17 protein-coding genes are annotated in these 18,775 nt (G+C 54.1%); 6 read left to right on the top strand and 11 right to left on the bottom strand.

Annotated features, from left to right (window positions below; genetic code table 11):
• Positions 1-86: 86 nt before the first annotated feature.
• Positions 87-1,481 carry a class II fumarate hydratase gene (gene fumC / locus ACOQH0_RS09890; protein ID WP_421512134.1) on the top strand — a complete coding sequence of 465 codons (1,395 nt, stop codon included), beginning with the start codon at positions 87-89 and terminating at the stop codon, positions 1,479-1,481.
• Here the strand turns inward: fumC and tus are convergent, their stop codons facing one another.
• Together tus and rstB are read right to left on the bottom strand one after the other, a co-directional pair.
• Positions 1,482-2,411 carry a DNA replication terminus site-binding protein gene (tus, locus tag ACOQH0_RS09895; protein WP_214594095.1) on the bottom strand — a complete coding sequence of 310 codons (930 nt, stop codon included), beginning with the start codon at positions 2,409-2,411 and terminating at the stop codon, positions 1,482-1,484.
• Positions 2,412-2,484: 73 nt separating this feature from the next.
• Positions 2,485-3,783, bottom strand: a complete 1,299-nt coding sequence (rstB, locus tag ACOQH0_RS09900; RefSeq protein WP_421512135.1) for a two-component system sensor histidine kinase RstB — start codon at positions 3,781-3,783, stop codon at positions 2,485-2,487.
• 670 nt (positions 3,784-4,453) lie between these two features.
• Between rstB and ACOQH0_RS09905 the strand changes: the two genes are divergently transcribed.
• Together ACOQH0_RS09905 and ACOQH0_RS09910 are read left to right on the top strand one after the other, a co-directional pair.
• Positions 4,454-4,684 (top strand): hypothetical protein, encoded by a 231-nt coding sequence (locus tag ACOQH0_RS09905; RefSeq protein WP_421512136.1) that lies wholly within the window; start codon positions 4,454-4,456, stop codon positions 4,682-4,684.
• A gap of 68 nt (positions 4,685-4,752) precedes the next feature.
• On the top strand, positions 4,753-4,980 hold the full coding sequence (locus ACOQH0_RS09910) for a hypothetical protein (RefSeq protein WP_421512137.1): 228 nt from the start codon (positions 4,753-4,755) through the stop codon (positions 4,978-4,980).
• A gap of 895 nt (positions 4,981-5,875) precedes the next feature.
• Here ACOQH0_RS09910 and ACOQH0_RS09915 read toward each other — a convergent pair.
• Positions 5,876-6,136, bottom strand: a complete 261-nt coding sequence (locus ACOQH0_RS09915; protein ID WP_089599550.1) for a hypothetical protein — start codon at positions 6,134-6,136, stop codon at positions 5,876-5,878.
• Between the two features lie 251 nt (positions 6,137-6,387).
• The gene (rstA, locus tag ACOQH0_RS09920; protein WP_108417029.1) at positions 6,388-7,104 is read right to left on the bottom strand and encodes a two-component system response regulator RstA; all 717 of its coding nucleotides are present in this window, start codon (positions 7,102-7,104) and stop codon (positions 6,388-6,390) included.
• Positions 7,105-7,232: 128 nt separating this feature from the next.
• On the opposite strand from rstA, the gene ACOQH0_RS09925 reads away from it, so the two are divergent.
• Positions 7,233-7,568 (top strand): GlpM family protein, encoded by a 336-nt coding sequence (locus ACOQH0_RS09925; protein ID WP_089599552.1) that lies wholly within the window; start codon positions 7,233-7,235, stop codon positions 7,566-7,568.
• Here the strand turns inward: ACOQH0_RS09925 and folM are convergent.
• From folM to ydgH, 3 genes are all read right to left on the bottom strand, one after another.
• Positions 7,565-8,287, bottom strand: coding sequence for a dihydromonapterin reductase (gene folM / locus ACOQH0_RS09930; RefSeq protein ID WP_421512138.1), 723 nt, complete (start codon positions 8,285-8,287; stop codon positions 7,565-7,567). The genes ACOQH0_RS09925 and folM overlap by 4 nt on opposite strands.
• Before the next feature lie 39 nt (positions 8,288-8,326).
• Positions 8,327-9,709 carry an amino acid permease gene (locus ACOQH0_RS09935; protein WP_089599555.1) on the bottom strand — a complete coding sequence of 461 codons (1,383 nt, stop codon included), beginning with the start codon at positions 9,707-9,709 and terminating at the stop codon, positions 8,327-8,329.
• 185 nt (positions 9,710-9,894) lie between these two features.
• On the bottom strand, positions 9,895-10,839 hold the full coding sequence (gene ydgH / locus ACOQH0_RS09940; RefSeq protein ID WP_010430434.1) for a DUF1471 family protein YdgH: 945 nt from the start codon (positions 10,837-10,839) through the stop codon (positions 9,895-9,897).
• A gap of 535 nt (positions 10,840-11,374) precedes the next feature.
• Here ydgH and pntA point away from each other — a divergent pair.
• Together pntA and pntB are read left to right on the top strand one after the other, a co-directional pair.
• Positions 11,375-12,904, top strand: coding sequence for a Re/Si-specific NAD(P)(+) transhydrogenase subunit alpha (gene pntA / locus ACOQH0_RS09945; RefSeq protein ID WP_010430436.1), 1,530 nt, complete (start codon positions 11,375-11,377; stop codon positions 12,902-12,904).
• A gap of 10 nt (positions 12,905-12,914) precedes the next feature.
• Positions 12,915-14,303 carry a Re/Si-specific NAD(P)(+) transhydrogenase subunit beta gene (gene pntB, locus ACOQH0_RS09950; RefSeq protein ID WP_010430438.1) on the top strand — a complete coding sequence of 463 codons (1,389 nt, stop codon included), beginning with the start codon at positions 12,915-12,917 and terminating at the stop codon, positions 14,301-14,303.
• Between the two features lie 84 nt (positions 14,304-14,387).
• On the opposite strand, the gene uspE is transcribed toward pntB, so the two are convergent.
• The 4 genes from uspE to abgT all read right to left on the bottom strand — a co-directional run bounded on the left by uspE (position 14,388) and on the right by abgT (position 18,757).
• The gene (uspE, locus tag ACOQH0_RS09955) at positions 14,388-15,338 is read right to left on the bottom strand and encodes a universal stress protein UspE (RefSeq protein ID WP_010430440.1); all 951 of its coding nucleotides are present in this window, start codon (positions 15,336-15,338) and stop codon (positions 14,388-14,390) included.
• 430 nt (positions 15,339-15,768) lie between these two features.
• Positions 15,769-16,521 carry a fumarate/nitrate reduction transcriptional regulator Fnr gene (fnr, locus tag ACOQH0_RS09960; protein WP_006174991.1) on the bottom strand — a complete coding sequence of 251 codons (753 nt, stop codon included), beginning with the start codon at positions 16,519-16,521 and terminating at the stop codon, positions 15,769-15,771.
• A gap of 183 nt (positions 16,522-16,704) precedes the next feature.
• Positions 16,705-17,220 (bottom strand): methylated-DNA--[protein]-cysteine S-methyltransferase, encoded by a 516-nt coding sequence (gene ogt / locus ACOQH0_RS09965; RefSeq protein ID WP_421512139.1) that lies wholly within the window; start codon positions 17,218-17,220, stop codon positions 16,705-16,707.
• 10 nt (positions 17,221-17,230) lie between these two features.
• Positions 17,231-18,757 carry a p-aminobenzoyl-glutamate transporter gene (gene abgT / locus ACOQH0_RS09970; protein ID WP_421512140.1) on the bottom strand — a complete coding sequence of 509 codons (1,527 nt, stop codon included), beginning with the start codon at positions 18,755-18,757 and terminating at the stop codon, positions 17,231-17,233.
• Positions 18,758-18,775: the final 18 nt, after the last annotated feature.

Genomic DNA, 18,775 nt, shown 5'->3' on the forward strand with positions numbered 1-18,775 from the left:
AAAGCGCCATAACGTTTCTCAAAAGTCATCAATACTTATCCCTTAAGCATGTGAGCAATCCCTCTTTTGTTATCAAGGAGAAAGTAATGACCACGGTACGCCATGAGAAAGACTCGATGGGCGCCATCGACGTCCCCGCCGACAAGCTATGGGGCGCGCAAACCCAGCGTTCGCTGGAGCATTTCCGTATCTCGACCGAAAAAATGCCTGTTTCGCTGATTCAGGCGCTGGCGCTGACCAAACGCGCCGCCGCCAAAGTGAATCAGGATTTAGGCCTGCTGGCCGCCGATAAAGCGACGGCCATCATCAACGCTGCCGATGAAGTGCTTGCGGGCAAGCATCCCGACGAATTCCCCCTCGCCATCTGGCAGACCGGTTCCGGCACCCAGAGCAATATGAACATGAACGAAGTGCTGGCAAACCGGGCGAGTGAACTGCTGGGCGGCGTGCGCGGCATGGAGCGTAAGGTTCACCCGAACGATGACGTCAACAAAAGCCAGAGTTCTAACGACGTCTTTCCGACGGCAATGCACGTGGCGGCGGTGATTGCTATCCGCGAGCAGCTTATCCCACAGCTCAACGTGCTCAAAACCACGCTCAACGAGAAAGCGCAGGCCTTCCGCGACATCGTTAAAATCGGCCGTACGCACCTGCAGGACGCCACGCCCCTGACGCTCGGGCAGGAGATTTCCGGCTGGGTGGCGATGCTGGAACATAACCTGAAGCACATCGACCACAGCCTGCCGCATCTGGCGGAGCTGGCGCTCGGCGGTACGGCGGTGGGTACCGGGTTAAATACTCATCCGGAATATGCGGTGCGCGTGGCTGAAGAGCTGGCAAGCATCACCGGACAGCCGTTCGTCACGGCGCCCAATAAGTTCGAAGCGCTGGCGACCTGTGACGCACTGGTGCATACCCACGGCGCGCTGAAAGGGCTGGCGGCATCATTAATGAAAATCGCCAACGACGTGCGCTGGCTGGCCTCGGGTCCACGCTGCGGCATCGGTGAAATCAGCATCCCGGAAAACGAGCCGGGCAGCTCCATCATGCCGGGTAAAGTCAACCCGACCCAGTGCGAAGCCATGACCATGCTCTGTTGTCAGGTGATCGGCAACGACGTGGCCGTCAACCTGGGCGGCGCGTCCGGCAACTTCGAGCTGAACGTCTATCGCCCGATGGTGATCCACAACGTTCTGCAATCGATTCGTCTGCTGGCGGACGGGATGGAGAGCTTTAACGAGCATTGTGCGGTAGGGATTGAGCCAAATCGCGAGCGTATCAGCCAGTTGCTCAATGAATCCCTGATGCTGGTGACGGCGCTAAATACCCATATTGGCTACGACAAAGCCGCCGAGATCGCTAAAAAAGCGCATAAAGAGGGGCTGACGCTTAAAGCCTCCGCCCTGGCGCTGGGCTATCTGACGGAGGCTGAGTTTGACGCCTGGGTTCGCCCGGAGGCGATGGTCGGCAGTCTGAAATAATCATCCCGCCACATACAGGTGCAGCCGTGGAATAATCAGCTGTAGCGGCTGCGCCTGAGGTCTGTAACGGTGCTGGACATTGTCCGCATCGTAATTCAAAAGCTCACCAATATCCGGCACCATGGCCCCCTGATCGGCATCAAAGAGCGCAATCAGCGGCGTTGGGCAGGCATACTGCACCTGCTTTTGCTGCCCGGAATACCAGACGCGGGCAATAGGCTGCACCTTCACCGGGCGTTTTATCTTGAGGCGCGTGTCCGCCGGTAGCGAGGCGATGCTGTGATACTCCTGCTCCAGACGCTCAATCCACTGCTCGCGAGACCAGGGGGCAACCGTACGCGGTGCTTTCAGGCTTTTCTCAAGCTGCGCCAGAATCTCATCCCGGGTGAAGTTTTTAATGATGTGCTTATTCGCCCAGCCGAAGCGCAGCGTGGCGGGGTGACGCAGTACCGTCAGCGTGCGATAGGCATTCAGGGTAATCAGCCCCGGAAGCTGACGGTGCACCCACTCAAACCGGGCGGCAGGGGCGAGGCCCGACTCTTCGGTGACGATCTTTTCAAATGCCGCTTTCAGGGTGTTGATATGGGTAGTCTGGCCTTCCAGCGTTTCACGCATTGTCGCATCGGTTTGCAGGCAGATCACGCCAGGCAGACGCACGGCCGCCTTGCTGCTGCGATGTTCTGACTGCTGCTGGATAAAAAGATGGCGATAGTGCTTCATCGCCAGCTCAAATGCGGCGCTGCCGATGTGCTGTTCAACTTCGATGGTATTCAGCGGGTCGTGTTCCGCCCCTTTGGCTACATCAGGCAGAGTAAAGACGCGCGCGGCCAGCAGGCGGCAGGTTTGCAAGCGTTCTGTCAGGGTAAGTAGCTCGTGTTCTATTTCGCGAAAGGTACTGTTCAGCCTTTCGATGAGATCGTAGGTCGCCATAAACACTCTCATTAGTTACAACATACTTATCATATAGCACAGCACGCCGGGTCAGGCCAGCGTGCGGTTGAGGTCAGGCAGGGACGGGAAGGACGATGTTATGGTACACCGGCCAGCTAAAGCAGAAGCGCGCGCCGCCAAGTTCGCTCGCCTCGCAATGTACCGTGCCGCCCATCGCCTGGGCGATAGAGTAGACGATCGCCAGCCCAAGGCCACAGCCTCCGGTGGCGCGATCGCGGCTGGGGTCGAGGCGGACAAAGGGTTCAAACACGGTTTCTCGAGCTTCCGGGGAAATTCCTGGCCCGTCATCCTCTACGGTCAGGCTCGCCTGATTGCCCTGCAAATCCAGGCCAATCCGCAGCGTACTCTCGCTGTAGCGCATGGCGTTATTCATCAGGTTATCCAGCACGCGCTCCATCAGACGCATATCCAGCGCGCCGTAATCCCCCGGCGTCACCGCCGTTAACAGCGTGCGTTGGGGATTAACGCTCTGCACATCATCAATATGCGCCTGTAACCAGACGGGCAGATCCGGCGTGCTGAGGTTAAGCTCGTTTTGCGGACGGTCGAGGCGCGCGTAGGTCAGCAGCTCCTCAATCAGCGCTTCAAGCTGGCCAATGTCGCGATTCAGCGCCTGATTCTCCGCCTCGGTCAGGTTCTCACTCATCTCCAGCCGATAGCGCAGGCGAACCAGCGGGGTACGCAACTCGTGAGCAATCCCGTCGATCAGCTGTTTCTTGCTGGCAATCAAGGCATTAATGTTATCGGCCATCTGGTTAAACGCAATGCCGAGGCGATCGAAACTGGAACCGCTGTCGAAATGAATCCGCTCGGTAAGATGACCCTCACCAAAACGCTGCGCGGCAGATTCCAGTTTCAGCATGTCCTGCCAGTGTGGGCGCATCCAGATAAACACCGGAAAAGCCAGTGAAATGGCAATAAACGCCAGCAGGGCGAGGTCTAGCAGGCGCATCTGATGCAGATAATACAGATAAGGCACCGGCCCGACGGCCAGTACGTAATGGCTGCGAGGAATACGCTGGATAAAGGTGTATTTCTCATCCAGCGCCACAATGTCCCCGTCACGCAAACGTTGCAGGGTGGGGGCATCTAAATCGAAATCTTTCAATGGCTCGATGCGCAGATCGAACGACAGATTTAAATCCAGCTCTTTAAGGGTTTTCGCCCAGTCGTGCGGGGGAATTTCCCGCAGCTCGCTACGCATCAGATAGAGCGAGCTTTTCATCAGATCGTCCAGCGACTGCCTGCCCGCACGTTCGGCGGTGAATTTATAGACCAGCCCGACCAGCATGGTCATCACCAGGAAGCAGACAAACAGCAAAAGATAAAACTGCACAAACAGCTTTTTCATTAAATATCACCGGGAAATCAAATAATTAACTACTCTGTTTTTACCTTCAGGGACACTCCAGGGGCATTCGCATATCCGCCAAAGCGCTGATTCAAAAATGATACCTGATCGCTAGCGAGAGCATTTATCCACGCAGAGTATACATGGAAGAACATCTCTGCATTCTCATGACCCATCTGATTCACTATAAAAGCAGGATTAGCACCTGCCGACAACATCCAGTACGCATATGTATGACCCAGCTGATAGGGCGTCTGCGGCGAATGCCCGGACGTCTTACCGTAATATCCCATAGTGACACAATAGAACTGACTGAATAATAGGCAGCCTGCCTTCCTTTTTGAGGTCGGGGCTTAAATACAAAGTGCAGCTTCTGCGTTTCCGTTTTTCCGAACTCCCGGAGGTGAACAGTAACCCGCCTGTTCGACGAGCGTGACTCCAAAAGGACGACGCCAGCTGAGCTTCTAAAAGCTAAATACACGCGTTTGAAAGCCGGAGGGAGGGTATGAGTAAATTTGATGCTTATAGAACAGGTGAGATTGTGGACCTTGAACAATTTATTCCTGTGTCAGATCACTTCCTTTCGAGGTTGCAGTATTATCGGTGAAATCGTGGATCTACCCGAGAGTAGATGTCCGCGTAACATGGAAATGGCGAAGGCGAATCAGAAATGAAATGGATAGCAATGGCTTCAATGGTTCTCGCTGCTCCTGTTTTAGCTGAAGAATACAGTTATGGCCCTCCAGTAACAGTATGTCTCGATAAATATACGACCCCGTACATCAACACAGATAGGCCAGCCATAGAGATCGTTGATGAGGCATACGATAAGTGTCAGGACGTTCTTGCCCAATGGGATGAGGAAAGGAATTCATTACCGCCCGAGCTTGTTGTCAGCTAGGATAAAGAGTTTCACGCATTTTACGTTCATATGATCGAAGCTCGTCGAAAATCGGATGCTAATAAAAAATGACTATTGTGTTTATTCCTGCGTTGGTAGTGGTTCTTTTAAGTAAAGAAAGAGAAACCGGAAGAGAGTTAACTCAGCAAGAGGTTGAGTCAATCCGTGATTCCGCTACAGCTGTACGAATGCCAGTTGATGTTGCAAAAGAAATGATTAAAGAACGGGGTTACCTTGACATCGACCCTGAGGATGTTTGGGCGGAATGGCTTCTATACAAAAAATATGTCAAATGAGATGTCGCTATACGTGAGAGAAAAGGCAAGCCGGAAACGACTGTACGTGCCGTGTTGGCTGCGCCAGTTTCGTCGATGGGGCCGACTCCAGCGGAGCTTTGAAAGCTAAATACGAGCGGATGAAGGCTCATAAGAGCCCGCGCTGTAATGGGAAAAATAGTGCCGCTTCGCCAGTTGCGAGACTTTTAGTATCCATGGAAGAAGTAGCGAATCTTCAAACCGATAAACTTTAACACTGGCCATACATAATACTGGATTAAATATAGGGCAGGTGGAACAACCAATGTCGCTCCAGTTGCGCAAAGTGCGTATACCGCCGAGTCCTTTGCGATTAATGAGTAATTTAGGTTAAGTGATTCAAGATTAATTGCACTGGCTGTACTCGAACCTACAAATCCAGAGCCAAAAACAACCAGAAACACATAAAGTGATGCTGTTATGAGCTTTAAAATTAGCCGAATGTATTTCACGATGAACACCTGCTGAATGAATCCCCCTTTTTACACATAAACAACGTGTATAGCTAGCTCATGGCTTACGTTGTTCTAAATAGTATTCTGATCCTTACACCCCCTCATCTTCCTGGACTGTCGCCGGGTATTTAATTCAGGCAGCAGGAAAACATTTTCAGATACCTCGTCGCTATTTTTCTGATGACCTTACCACTTCCTTTGAACAGCCCCCCAAAAAGCGAGGTGAGAGTATGTATCGCATGGACAAACTTACCACCGGTACTGCATACGGCGCTCCAGCCGGGCCTATTGCCCCGAACCCGTTTGGTTTCTGCTGACTGGCGCTTCTGCAAAGGGGCTGAGGCCGTAAAACATGCAGAATATGCAAGATTTTCATATCTCTTTAGCGTGTGGAAAGCATCATCTCTGTCGGGCAGAGCGCATTACATCGCGCGCGTATTTCTTTTTACCTTGGCGATGAGTGTTTCCGTTACGGCCAGGCCTTCCGCAATATGCATATCAATCACGGCAGTCCCAAATTCGTTAATTAAATCCAGAAGTATTTCGTAAGACTGGATGAGTTCAAGGAGGTCAAAGAGCGCTTTTTGATCGGCGCGTGAGGGGGAGGAATGGCTAAGCGCTGCCTGATTAACAATCCATTCAAGATTGGTTTTGATGGCTTCTACCTGATTGTAGCTATACATATTTCATGGGCTTAAATCCTCATTGCAAGATTTTATGGGAGAGGTAGCGTGAGAGCTTCACGGTAAAAAGAGTCTGTGTATAGACGGGGCGGTACTGGCTGTAGAAAGGATGGGTGAAGATTTAATTATGGGATAGTTCGCGTGCTTAGCAAGTTAATTGTTGCGCAAACGGATAAATAAAAGCGCGAAGGCGAGGGCATCGCTGTGTAATGCCTTCATTTCGCGCATGATATGCTAATCGGATAACGGAATCAGGTTTCCCAGGCGTGCGGGGCGAACAGATACCCCTTATTACGCACGGTTTTAATGCGGTATGGCTCGGTGGCATTATCCTGCAGTTTTTTACGCAGGCGCGAAATCGCGACGTCTACGCTGCGGTCCATTCCATCATAGCTGACGCCGCGCAGGTTTTTCAGCAGGGCATCGCGGTCCATGATCTGCCCCGCATGCGTTGCCAGCTCCCACAGCAGGTCAAAGTCTGCGGTGGAGAGAGCGATAAGCTCCCCAGAGAGCAGCACCTGGCGGTTAATGGGATCAATAGACAGCGTACCGAAGCGCATCGCTTTGTGCGGCGTCAGAGACGGCGCGGGCGCTTCGCGTTCACTGCTGGCGCGCTGGCGCAAATGAAGCCTCAGCCGGGCCAGCAGAACGGCTGGCGGCGTGGTTTTGAGAATGTAGTCGTTAGCGCCCATTTCCAGCGACAGAATATGGTTCATGTCGCTGTCCAGAGAGGTCAACAGCACGATAGGCCCTTCCCACCGGGCGCGCAGGTCACGGCAGAGCGTCATGCCATCTTTACCGGGCAGCATGATGTCCAGCAGCACCAGGTCCGGGTTTTCGCGTAGCACAACCTCTTCAGCACGATCGCCGCGAGGCTCAACGATGACGTCCATATCGTGTTTACCCAGATAAGCGGCGATCAATTGTCCCACTTCGGGTTCATCTTCTACATAAACAATCTTATTCATACTGCGTCTGTTATCGCGAAAAAAGCCAACATACACCGCACAACCTTAACCTTCCATTAATCTTTCTAAATTAACGACACTTCCGTTATTCTGCCTCATATTGTTTCTTGATTGTTATGGCAAAAATGATGGGGCTGCTGATTAAAGCCGCGCTGGGTGCGCTGGTGGTGCTGTTGATTGGGGTGCTGGCGAAAACGAAGAATTACTACATTGCCGGGTTGATTCCGCTCTTTCCGACCTTTGCGCTCATTGCGCACTACATCGTTGCGTCCGAGCGTGGCATTGAAGCGCTGCGGGCCACCATTGTGTTCGGAATGTGGTCCATCATCCCGTATTTTCTCTACCTGCTGTCGCTGTGGTACTTCACCGGTTTTATGCGGCTTCCGCTGGCGCTGGGCGGGGCAGTGGTCTGCTGGAGCCTCAGCGCCTGGGTATTGATCTTCTTCTGGAGCCGCTTTCACTAGCGAAGCGGGCGCCCTCCGTCCACGGAGAAGGTCCTGCCCGTAACGTAGCAGCTGGTGAGCAGATAATCGATAAGGTCGATCACCTCTTTCTCGCCCGGGGCGATTTTCATCAGTGATTTATTCAGCGCCTGCTGGCGATACTCTGCGTCATCGTGTTCGTTAAACAATATCATCGCCGGGGCGATGGCGTTCACTTTGACCTCGGGGGCCAGCTTGCGGGCAAACGAGCGCGTCATGTTATCCAGCGCGGCCTTGCTGGCGGCATAAGCGATGTGCTTGTCGCTGCCGCGCTCCACCACATAATCGGTGAAATGAATAATGTCACCCGCGGCATGCCCGTGGCCGCGCAGAAGGTCTTGCAATGCATGGTTCAGCAAATAGGGCGCATTGACGTGGATTTGCAGCATGCAGGAGAGCGTTTCGCTCAGCGGCGTCGCAGGCGTTTCGGCCTGCCAGGCGCTGGCGTTATGAATAATGGCGCGTAGCCCGTGGGTGGTAGATTTCACTTTCTCCGCGAAAGCAAGAATACCCTCATCGGTTGAAAAATCGGCCTGAATACAGATCGCGCCGGCTTTACGCAATCCCTCAATCGAAGGGTATTCACTGCGGTAGCTGACGATAACCGGATGGCGAAGGTTGAGAAAGTGATGGGCAAGGGCGAGGCCGATACGGCGGCCTCCACCGGTGATCAATATTGGGCGTTGCTGTGCATTTCCCATCGTATTCTCCTTTTCAGTTCAACAATGGGAAAGGCGATGCTATCCCATTAACATCCACGTGGCCGGTACGGCAGCAATCAGTAACAACCCGATCGCGGCCATTTCACGGCGCTTGAGGGCGTTCTCCAGCTGATGCGTGCGACGTGCATAGATAAACACCAGCAGACCCGGCGCATACAACACCACCGACAGCAGCAGATGCATAGGCCCGGAAGCATACAACAACCACAGACCGTAAATACAGGCGCCGACACCGACAATGTAATGCGCCGGGCGCGTCGCGATTTTTAACAGATACGCACCCACTAAGAAATAGGGTACCAGAATCATTTCAGAGGCGATGGTCAACAGGGTGTTATAGTCCGAACCTGTGAGCCAGATCAGCACCAGACAGACCTGTACGCTGATGTTGGTGAGCCAGAGTGAGGCCGACGGCGCATTGTTTTTATTCTGGCGGGCAAACAGGCGAGGAAACGCCTTGTGCGTGGCGGCCAGGAACGGTACTTCTGCCGCCATGATGGTCCAGCTCAGGTAAGCGCCGCAGACGGAAACGATAAGCCCCGCAGCAATCACCACATCTCCCCACGGGCCGAGCATTTTCACCATCAGCCCAGCCATTGATGGATTACGCATTTCTGCCAGTTCAGGACGCGCCACCACGCCCAGCGACAGCAGCGTCACCAGCAGATATACCCCCAGCGCCGCCAGCACGGCCAACAGCGTGGCGCGGCCGACATCGCGCTTATTACGCGCCCGGGCGGAGACCACGACGGCACCCTCAACGCCGATGAACACCCACAGGGTGATCAGCATGGTATTTTTGACCTGCTCCCAGACGGGCACGCCCAGCGCGATACCGGTGAAGTCGAGCTTAAAGACGTCAAGACGAAACGCAATAAATGCCAGCACGACAAACAGGCCAAGCGGGACCAGTTTAGCCAGCGTCGCGACCAGGTTGATGCTGGCCGCCGTCTGGACACCGCGTAATACCAGCCAGTGCACCACCCACAGCAGTACAGATGCCCCGACAATGGATTGCCAGGTATTGCCGTCACCAAACAGGCGGAGCTCAGGGGTATCGGTAAAGAAACTGAGCGCCGAGAAGACAATCACCAGGTAGGAGACGTTAGCGATCACCGCACAAAGCCAGTAGCCCCATGCGGAGCAGAAGCCAATCAGCTCCCCGAAGCCTTCGCGGGCATAGGTGAAAATGCCGCCATCAAGATCGGGGCGAATGCGGGTGAGCAGCAGCATGGCAAATGCCAGCAGCAGGATCCCGACGCCGGTGATCGCCCAGCCAATAATTAACGCGGCAGGGCTTGCGACTGCCGCCATGTTCTGCGGCAAACTGAATACACCCGCACCCAGCATTGAGCTTAAAACGAGTGCAGTTAATGCACTCAGGCCAAGTTTCTTTTCCATTGGCTTCCTGTTATGAAAGGTCCAAATCCAGAATAATTATTTCGCACGGGCGCATAAAAATGGTGGATCACACTAAGGCGCGGGATTTTACGGAGTGTCAGGAAAGCATGCAATGATGTGTGGCCGAAATTAGAAAAAAAGTAACAAAAAAGGCGGCATTACGCCGCCTCAGATCAACCGTTTTGTTACTTATACAGATCGGCGCTGATGGTCATGTTGTTACCACGTTCCTGCCACTGGCGGGTGATGTGGTAGTACTTCGCGCCTTTCTTCGCCGCGCGTTTCGCGACCTGATAAGAGACTTCCGTTCCGTTGCCGTAGTTGCCGGTAAACTTGATGCTGTCGAACGGTACCATCTGCGCGGCAGTGGCGTTGTTCAGCTCTTCAATTTTGGTTCCATCCGGCAGGGTGACGGAATAGCGTCCACCTTTGGTGGTTTGCGTTTCAAAGAAACGGCCCACTTCAGCGCTTGGCGCTGCTGAGGTCGCGACGCCCGGGATCTCAACTTTCTTCGCTTCTTCACCGCCTTTTGCTAACGCCGCACGTCCCGCATCGGAATCAGCAGGGATAGCGTCCGGGCTTTGCAGAACGCGTTTTTTCGCATCTTCTTTATAGATGAACGCGGTAATACGCTGGTTGCCGCCCTGGTTAGCATCCACCTGACGCACGATATAGAAAGAGTAAGCTCCTTTCTGCTTCGCGGCTTTGGTGATGGCATCGTTCACTTCAGGCTGGCTGCGGTAGAAGCCCTGAACGGTAACGGTGTCATACGGCTCAAGCGCAATCGCCTGATCTTTTGGCAGCTCAACGATGCCGTTAATCACGCGGTTTTTCTGTTCATCCGCTTTAGGCGCATTTTCTTTGTACAGCGCAATGGTGACGCGCTGGTTGCCGCTGTTGCCCTGATCGGACTGATCGAGCACATAAAACGAAGCCGCGCCTTTTTTATCAGCGGCTTTTGACGCGGCGGCAACGCCGTCGCCAATGGAGTTGTAGCGACCCACAATGACCGTCTGGTCAAAAGGTTTTAACGCTGCCGCTTGCTCCGGCGTTAACTCTGTCGCGGCATTCGCAGACAGGGCGGTCGCGGAAAGAAGTGCGGACGCCAGGAGTGTGTTCTTAAGCTTCATAAAAATAATCCTTCGCCTTGCGCAAACCATGTACTGGTATTGTTGTTAATTTGAGACGGTCCCGATTATGGCATTTAAATCCCGTCGCTGTCTGCGCCATTTTTCACAGCCTGTGCTCAGCGCATGACCCAATTCGATAACATTTAGTGATATGTTGAAAAAACAGACGTTTGACAAGTAAAACTGATAAAGCTTATGACTTTTACAAGTTAATTTAATGTTAATAAGTTGTTCTGTTATGGCGCTATATCATGTTTTTGCCGCTTCGCTTGCGCGATTTATCGGTCTCAGCGATGAATTTAAGGTAAATATCTCTGTCAGCGATGCCGATCGCTTATTTTTCACAGATAAAGTAAGAAATAGTGTTTTTGGACGGTAGATCACGGGCGTTATTTTCAGTAGGTTATAGAAAGTTTGTTACTGTTTTATTTTCCGGGGTGGATCATTTTTCGTCGTTATGTGGATGGCGAAATCTGCGGCCGACCGCGGGCAATTATCGACAAACCATCATCAAAAACCGATGGAAGGGAAAACTATGCGTATTGGGGTACCAAAAGAACGGTTAGCCAATGAAACCCGTGTAGCGGCAACACCGAAAACGGTGGAGCAACTGCTCAAACTGGGTTTTACCGTCGCGGTTGAAAGCGGCGCGGGCAAACTGGCCAGTTTCGATGACGAGGCCTTTATCCAGGCCGGTGCGGAAGTGGTCGAAGGGGCAGAGGTCTGGCAATCGCCGATCATTCTGAAGGTCAACGCACCGGAAGAGAACGAGATTGCGCTGCTGAACGCGGGCACGACGCTGGTGAGCTTCGTCTGGCCTGCACAAAATCCAGAGCTGATGGAGAAGCTGGCAGCCCGTGGCGTCACCGTAATGGCGATGGACTCGGTGCCGCGCATTTCGCGCGCCCAGTCTCTGGATGCGCTGAGCTCCATGGCGAACATCGCGGGTTACCGCGCTATCGTTGAAGCGGCTCACGAGTTTGGTCGTTTCTTTACCGGTCAGATCACCGCGGCGGGTAAAGTACCGCCAGCGAAAGTGATGGTGATTGGTGCGGGCGTGGCCGGTCTTGCTGCGATTGGAGCAGCAAACAGCCTGGGCGCTATCGTCCGTGCTTTTGATACCCGTCCGGAAGTCAAGGAGCAGGTCCAGAGTATGGGCGCCGAGTTCCTTGAGCTGGACTTCAAGGAAGAAGCTGGCAGCGGTGATGGTTACGCGAAGGTAATGTCCGAAGCCTTTATCAAAGCCGAAATGGAACTCTTCGCCGCGCAGGCCAAAGAGGTCGACATCATCGTCACCACGGCGCTGATTCCGGGCAAACCGGCACCGAAGCTGATCACCCGCGAGATGGTCGATTCCATGCAGCCGGGCAGCGTGATTGTCGATCTGGCCGCGCAGAACGGCGGTAACTGCGAATATACCGTGCCGAATCAGGTGACCACGACCGCTAACGGTGTGAAGGTCATTGGTTATACCGATCTGCCGGGTCGTCTGCCAACCCAGTCTTCACAGCTGTACGGCACTAACCTCGTCAACCTGCTGAAGCTGCTCTGCAAAGAGAAAGATGGCAACATCACCGTTGATTTTGACGACGTGGTTGTCCGTGGCGTCACCGTGGTCCGTGAAGGTGAAATCACCTGGCCTGCTCCGCCTATTCAGGTTTCCGCACAGCCTCAGGCGGCACCAAAAGCCGCGCCAGAGCCAAAAGAACCCGCCAAACCGGCTTCCCCGTGGCGCAAATACGCGATCATGGCGCTGGTGATTATTCTCTTCGGCTGGCTGGCTGACGTCGCACCAAAAGAGTTCCTTGGTCACTTCACCGTCTTCGCGCTCTCCTGCGTCGTGGGCTACTACGTGGTGTGGAACGTCTCCCATGCGCTGCATACGCCGCTGATGTCGGTGACCAACGCCATCTCCGGGATTATCGTGGTCGGGGCGTTGCTGCAGATTGGTCACGGCGGCTGGATCAGCTTCCTGAGCTTTGTCGCGGTACTGATCGCCAGTATCAATATTTTCGGTGGTTTCACCGTGACTCAGCGCATGCTGAAAATGTTTCGTAAAGGCTAAGGGGTAGCATATGTCTGGAGGATTAGTGACAGCCGCATACATTGTTGCTGCAATCCTGTTTATTTTCAGTCTGGCGGGACTTTCCAAACACGAAACGTCTCAGCAGGGGAATAACTTTGGTATTGCCGGGATGGCAATTGCGCTGATTGCCACCATCTTCGGGCCGGACACCGGCAACGTTGCGTGGATCCTGGTGGCGATGATCATCGGTGGCGCAATTGGTATTCGCCTGGCAAAACGCGTTGAAATGACCGAGATGCCGGAGCTGGTTGCGATTCTGCACAGCTTCGTGGGTCTGGCGGCGGTGCTGGTGGGCTTCAACAGCTATCTGTATCACGAACCGGGCCTGGAACCGATTCTGGTGAACATTCACCTGACGGAAGTGTTCCTCGGTATCTTTATCGGTGCGGTGACCTTCACCGGTTCGATTGTGGCGTTCGGCAAGCTGCGCGGGAAAATTTCCTCTAAGCCGCTGATGCTGCCAAACCGTCACAAGCTGAACCTGGCGGCGCTGGTGGTCTCATTTGTGCTGCTGGTGGTCTTCGTGCGTACCGAAAGCGTAGGCCTGCAGGTGCTGGCGTTGCTGGTGATGACCATCATTGCGCTGGCGTTCGGCTGGCACCTGGTGGCGTCCATCGGTGGTGCGGATATGCCAGTGGTTGTCTCAATGCTGAACTCCTACTCAGGTTGGGCGGCAGCGGCGGCAGGCTTTATGCTGAGCAACGACCTGCTGATCGTCACCGGTGCGCTGGTGGGTTCTTCGGGGGCGATCCTGTCTTACATCATGTGTAAGGCGATGAACCGTTCGTTCATCAGCGTGATTGCCGGTGGCTTTGGTTCTGACGGCTCTTCGACCGGTTCCGATGAGGAAGTGGGTGAGCACCGTGAAATCAGCGCGGAAGACACTGCGGATATGCTGAAAAACTCGCATTCCGTGATCATCACCCCGGGCTACGGCATGGCGGTGGCGCAGGCGCAGTATCCGGTTGCGGAAATCACCGAGAAGCTGCGCGCGCGCGGTATCAAGGTTCGCTTTGGTATCCACCCAGTGGCAGGTCGTCTGCCAGGCCACATGAACGTGCTGCTGGCGGAGGCGAAAGTGCCTTACGACATCGTGCTGGAAATGGACGAGATCAACGATGATTTCGCCGACACTGACACCGTGCTGGTCATCGGCGCTAACGACACCGTTAACCCGGCTGCGCAGGACGATCCGCGTAGCCCAATCGCCGGTATGCCGGTTCTGGAAGTGTGGAAAGCACAGAACGTGATTGTGTTTAAACGCTCCATGAATACCGGCTATGCAGGCGTTCAGAACCCGCTGTTCTTCAAAGAGAACACTCACATGCTGTTTGGCGACGCTAAAGCCAGCGTGGATGCGATTCTGAAAGCGCTGTAAGTTGCGTTAAAACGAAAAAACCGCCGAATCCGGCGGTTTTTTTATGGCCGGGTGGCGCAAGCTTGCGCCGCCCGGTGTTACGGGTTAATCGTCTTCCGGGTCATCCAACTCAACCGGCGTCTGGAACTCATCCGGCTTAATGACCAGCAGGTCGCAGCGCAGATGGTCGATCACCTGTTCGGCGGTATTGCCGAGGAACGCGGCTGAAATACCGGTGCGCCCGATGGTTCCCAGTACCACAATCCCCGCCTGAAGATGTTCCGCTAAATCCGGGATCACCTCTTCAGGCAGACCTTTTTCAACGTGCGTCATTTTCTCATCAATGCTGAATTTTTGGCGCAGCGCTTTCATCGCCAGCAGGTGCTGTCCGCGGATCGCATCGTTATAGACGCTCGGGTCAAATTCAGGCAGCTCAATGGCAATGTTAATCGGCGTGACCGGATACGCGCCCACAAGATGCACTTCGGTGTGATTGACCTGTTCGGCAAGCTGGATGGTTTCCTTCACCAGCTTCTCGTTCAGCGAATTGTGGTAATCCTCTTCGCTCGCGAGGTTTACTGCCACGACGGCTTTTCCGCCCTCAGGCCACGGCTGGTCTTTTACCATCCAGACTGGACAAGGGCATTTACGCAGCAGATGCCAGTCGGTAGGGGTGAAGATCACGGATTCCAGCTTGTCATGCTGGTGCGCCATTTTCAGCAGCAGGTCGTGCCCACCGGCGACAACTTCCTGGATAATGGCTTCGAAAGGTCGGTTATGCCAGACCACTTTGATATCAATAGGAACACCCGCTTCCAGGTAATATTTCGCCTGTTCACGGATCCACGCGGTACGCTGGCCGATCACGCCCTGACGCATCGCGGTGCGCTCGTCAGGGGACAGAAGGGTGGTCATCTCATACGAGAAGTCATAGATCGGCAAAAACGCTTTGATTTTGCCACCAATCCGTTGATGTAAATACACAGCACGTCGTAATGCTGGCTGATCGTCCTGATTCGGATCGATAGCTACCAGCATGTTTTGATACTTGGCCATACAGGTCTCCTTACTACTGTCACCACAGTCTGTAATTAAAAGAGTAACCTATATATCTTGAATGAAACAGGGGGGAGGTTTTGTCAGATCAATAAATGATGCAAATTTATCAAAGAAGCAGAACGGTCACCGTCACGGCGATAAACGCAATCAACAGCAGCACCATCACCGCTATCGCAAAGGTCGTTGAATCCTGCACATAGGTCTTTTCCTCTCCCTTCATCGGGCCGACAAGCATGATCCAGATGAATATGAAGGTGATTGAGGCAATAACGACTGAAACGAAAAATAAACTTTCTCTCAAATCATAACCTCAACGGGAACGTGCCAGGCGCAGACCGGGGAGTGGGAGCGGTTGAAAAGGACAATGTAAAATGCCAGTCCCGTCATCACGAAAATGTACGAAACTGGCATAAATCATTCGGGGATGTTATGCGACGTTGCGGGCGTGCCCGGCGAGAACCGCCAGCGCTTCACCATTTTCGATGGTGATGTACTTACCTTTAACCGCCAGCATGCCGCTTTTCTGGAAACGTCCCAGCAGACGGCTGATGGTCTCAACGGTCAGGCCCAGGTAGTTACCGATATCGCCACGCGTCATCGTCAGACGGAATTCACGCGGCGAGAAACCACGTTCCGCGAAACGGCGGGAGAGATTGTAGATAAACGCGGCCAGGCGCTCTTCTGCATTCTTTTTGGAAAGCAGCAGGATCATGTCCTGGTCGCCTTTGATCTCACCGCTCATCAGACGCATCATCTGCTGACGCAGGTTAGGCATCTTACCGGACAGATCGTCCAGGGTTTCAAACGGAATTTCGCAAACCATTGAGGTTTCGAGCGCCTGAGCAAAGCTCGGGTGATGACCCGTGCCGATAGCATCAAAGCCCACCAGGTCGCCCGCCAGATGGAAGCCGGTGATCTGCTCATCACCCTGTTCGGTGATGGTGTAGCTCTTGATGGTGCCAGAACGGATAGCATAGAGCGATTTCAGTTCGTCTCCCGCTTTAAACAGCGTCTGCCCTTTCTGAATAGGCTTTTTACGCTCGATGATATTATCAAGCTGATCGAGTTCATGCTCATTCAGGGTAAACGGGATACAGAGCTGGCTGATGCTGCAATCCTGGCAATGGATAGCACAACCGCCAGACTGAATGCGTCGTATAATTCGCTTTTCCGGGATCATAGGTTTGCTCAAGCCTTAATTGATATTGGTCAATTTTAACATCTTTTTGGTAAGTACGTAAGCCTGGCAAACCCTCAATAAGGACAAGTGGCGACATTGTGTCGCCATCTTCTTGAAATTCCACAAATTGCTTATGGATTTTTACCCTAACCGGAAGAAAATTAAGCACTAAAAGCCTGGTTTCTACAGCAAAAGATACCCTTCATGGCGCAGTAGCCACTCTTTTCGCTGCACGCCACCGGCATAGCCCGTCATGGTGCCGTTGCGGCCAATCACGCGGTGGCAGGGTACCACGATGCTGACCGGGTTGGAGCCGTTTGCGGCCCCCACTGCGCGCGCCGCGCCCGCACGGCCTAACTGCTCTGCGAGCTGACCATAATGCATGACCTGCCCGCAGGGAATCGACCGCAGGGCCTGCCATACGTCGCGCTGAAAAGGCGTGCCTGCCGTGGCGGTTGGCAGAGTATCAATGATGCTGAGATCGCCCTCGAAGTACGCCGCAAGCTTGTCGCTCAGCCCACCCGGATTGGTGGCGCTGATACGCTCAAAACCCTCAGCGCGATAATGAATGTTCAGCAGTTCTTCCATGCGGTCGCTGTGCTCTTCCCATTCGACGGCGCGCAGATTGAACGCCTCATCAGCGATAATCCACAGCGGCCCCAGCGGCGTCGCAATCTTATCTTCGAGTAATCTCAGCATCCTCATTCCTTTAGTTCAGCCTCGGGTATATTCCCGGTCCAATCGGCAGGCCGACAAGATACCACGCCACCAACATCACCAGCCATACCCCTAAAAAGATAAGCGGATAAGGCAAGACGAGCGAATAGTAGGTACCCAGTTTGGCCTCCGGTTTATAGCGCTGCAGGAAGCCTAAAAACAGCGGAACAAACGGTGAAACCGGCGCCAACGGAATGACCGAGGAGTCTGCGATACGGAACAGGATCTGCGCAAAAGCCGGGTGGAAGCCCAGCATCATAAACATCGGCACGAAGATCGGCGCCAGAATCGACCAAATGGCAGAGCCGCTGGCGATAAACATGCACAGCAGCGATGACAGCAGCGCCAGGCCGACAAACGCCGGTACGCCGCTTAACCCGGCCGCCTCCAGCGCGTCGGTCAGGCCCACGGCCATGAACTTGCCCATGTTGCTCCAGTTAAACATCGCCACGAACTGCGCCAGCGGGAATACCATCACAATAAAACCCGCCATCTCCTTCATCGGCTCGATCATCAGCTGCGGCAGATCGCCCTGACGGCGGATTTTGCCGGTGGCGATACCGTAGGCGAGCGAGACGACAAAGAAGAAGAGGATAATCAGCGGCACGATGCCCTGAATAAACGGCGACGGCAGGACGGTATGTTTAACCGGATCGCGCAATATGCCGTTTTCCGGCACCACCATCAGCGCCACCAGCGCGATAAAGGCCAGCGAGGCCAGGCCAGCTACGCGCAGGCCGAAGCGCTGCTCTTTGCTCAGGGTTTCCAGCTTTTCATCGCTACGGCCTTCCCATTTACCCAGCCGCGGCTCGATGATCTTATCGGTAATCAGCCCGCCAACAATCGTCAGGACAATCACCGAGCTGGCCATAAAGTACCAGTTGTCGATCACGCTGACGTACATTGCCGCATCGATGGTTTTCGCCGCCTCCGTGCTGATGCCAGAGAGCAGCACGTCGGTGGTGACGATCAGCAGGTTAGCGGTAAATCCGCAGCCCACGCCCGCAATCGCCGACAGCAGGCCCGCCACGGGATGACGCCCGACGGCGAGGAAAATTAGCGCCCCCATCGGCGGCATGATCACCAGCGCGGCGTCGGAGGAGATATGACTGAAGAAGGCGATAAACAGAACCATATAGCTCGCGTAGCGCGCGCTGACGTGGGAAGCCATCTTCACCATTAACGCGGGCAGCAAGCCCACGCGTTCCGCCAGCCCGGCGCCCAGCACCAGCGCCAGAATGGCGCCCAGCGGGGCGAAACCGCTGAAGTTCTTAATCACGTTGGGTAAAAACCAGTGCAGCCCGTCAACGCTGAGCAGGTTTTTCACCGCCACCAGGTTACCGTCAGCCGGACTGCGCACGCTCACGTCAAAGGCGGAGAGTACGGCGGTGGCGACCATCAAAATCACAATCAGATAGATAAAAAGCAGGAAAGGGTGCGGCACTTTATTGCCGATCCTCTCAACCCAGCCATAGAGCTTACCGGATGGGGAATGCGAAGGTATGGATGACATACTCATGGGCGTTCCTCGGGAGTG

It is taken from the genome of Enterobacter sp. JS8-1, assembly GCF_049187015.1.
Classification (GTDB): Bacteria; Pseudomonadota; Gammaproteobacteria; order Enterobacterales; family Enterobacteriaceae; genus Enterobacter; species Enterobacter mori.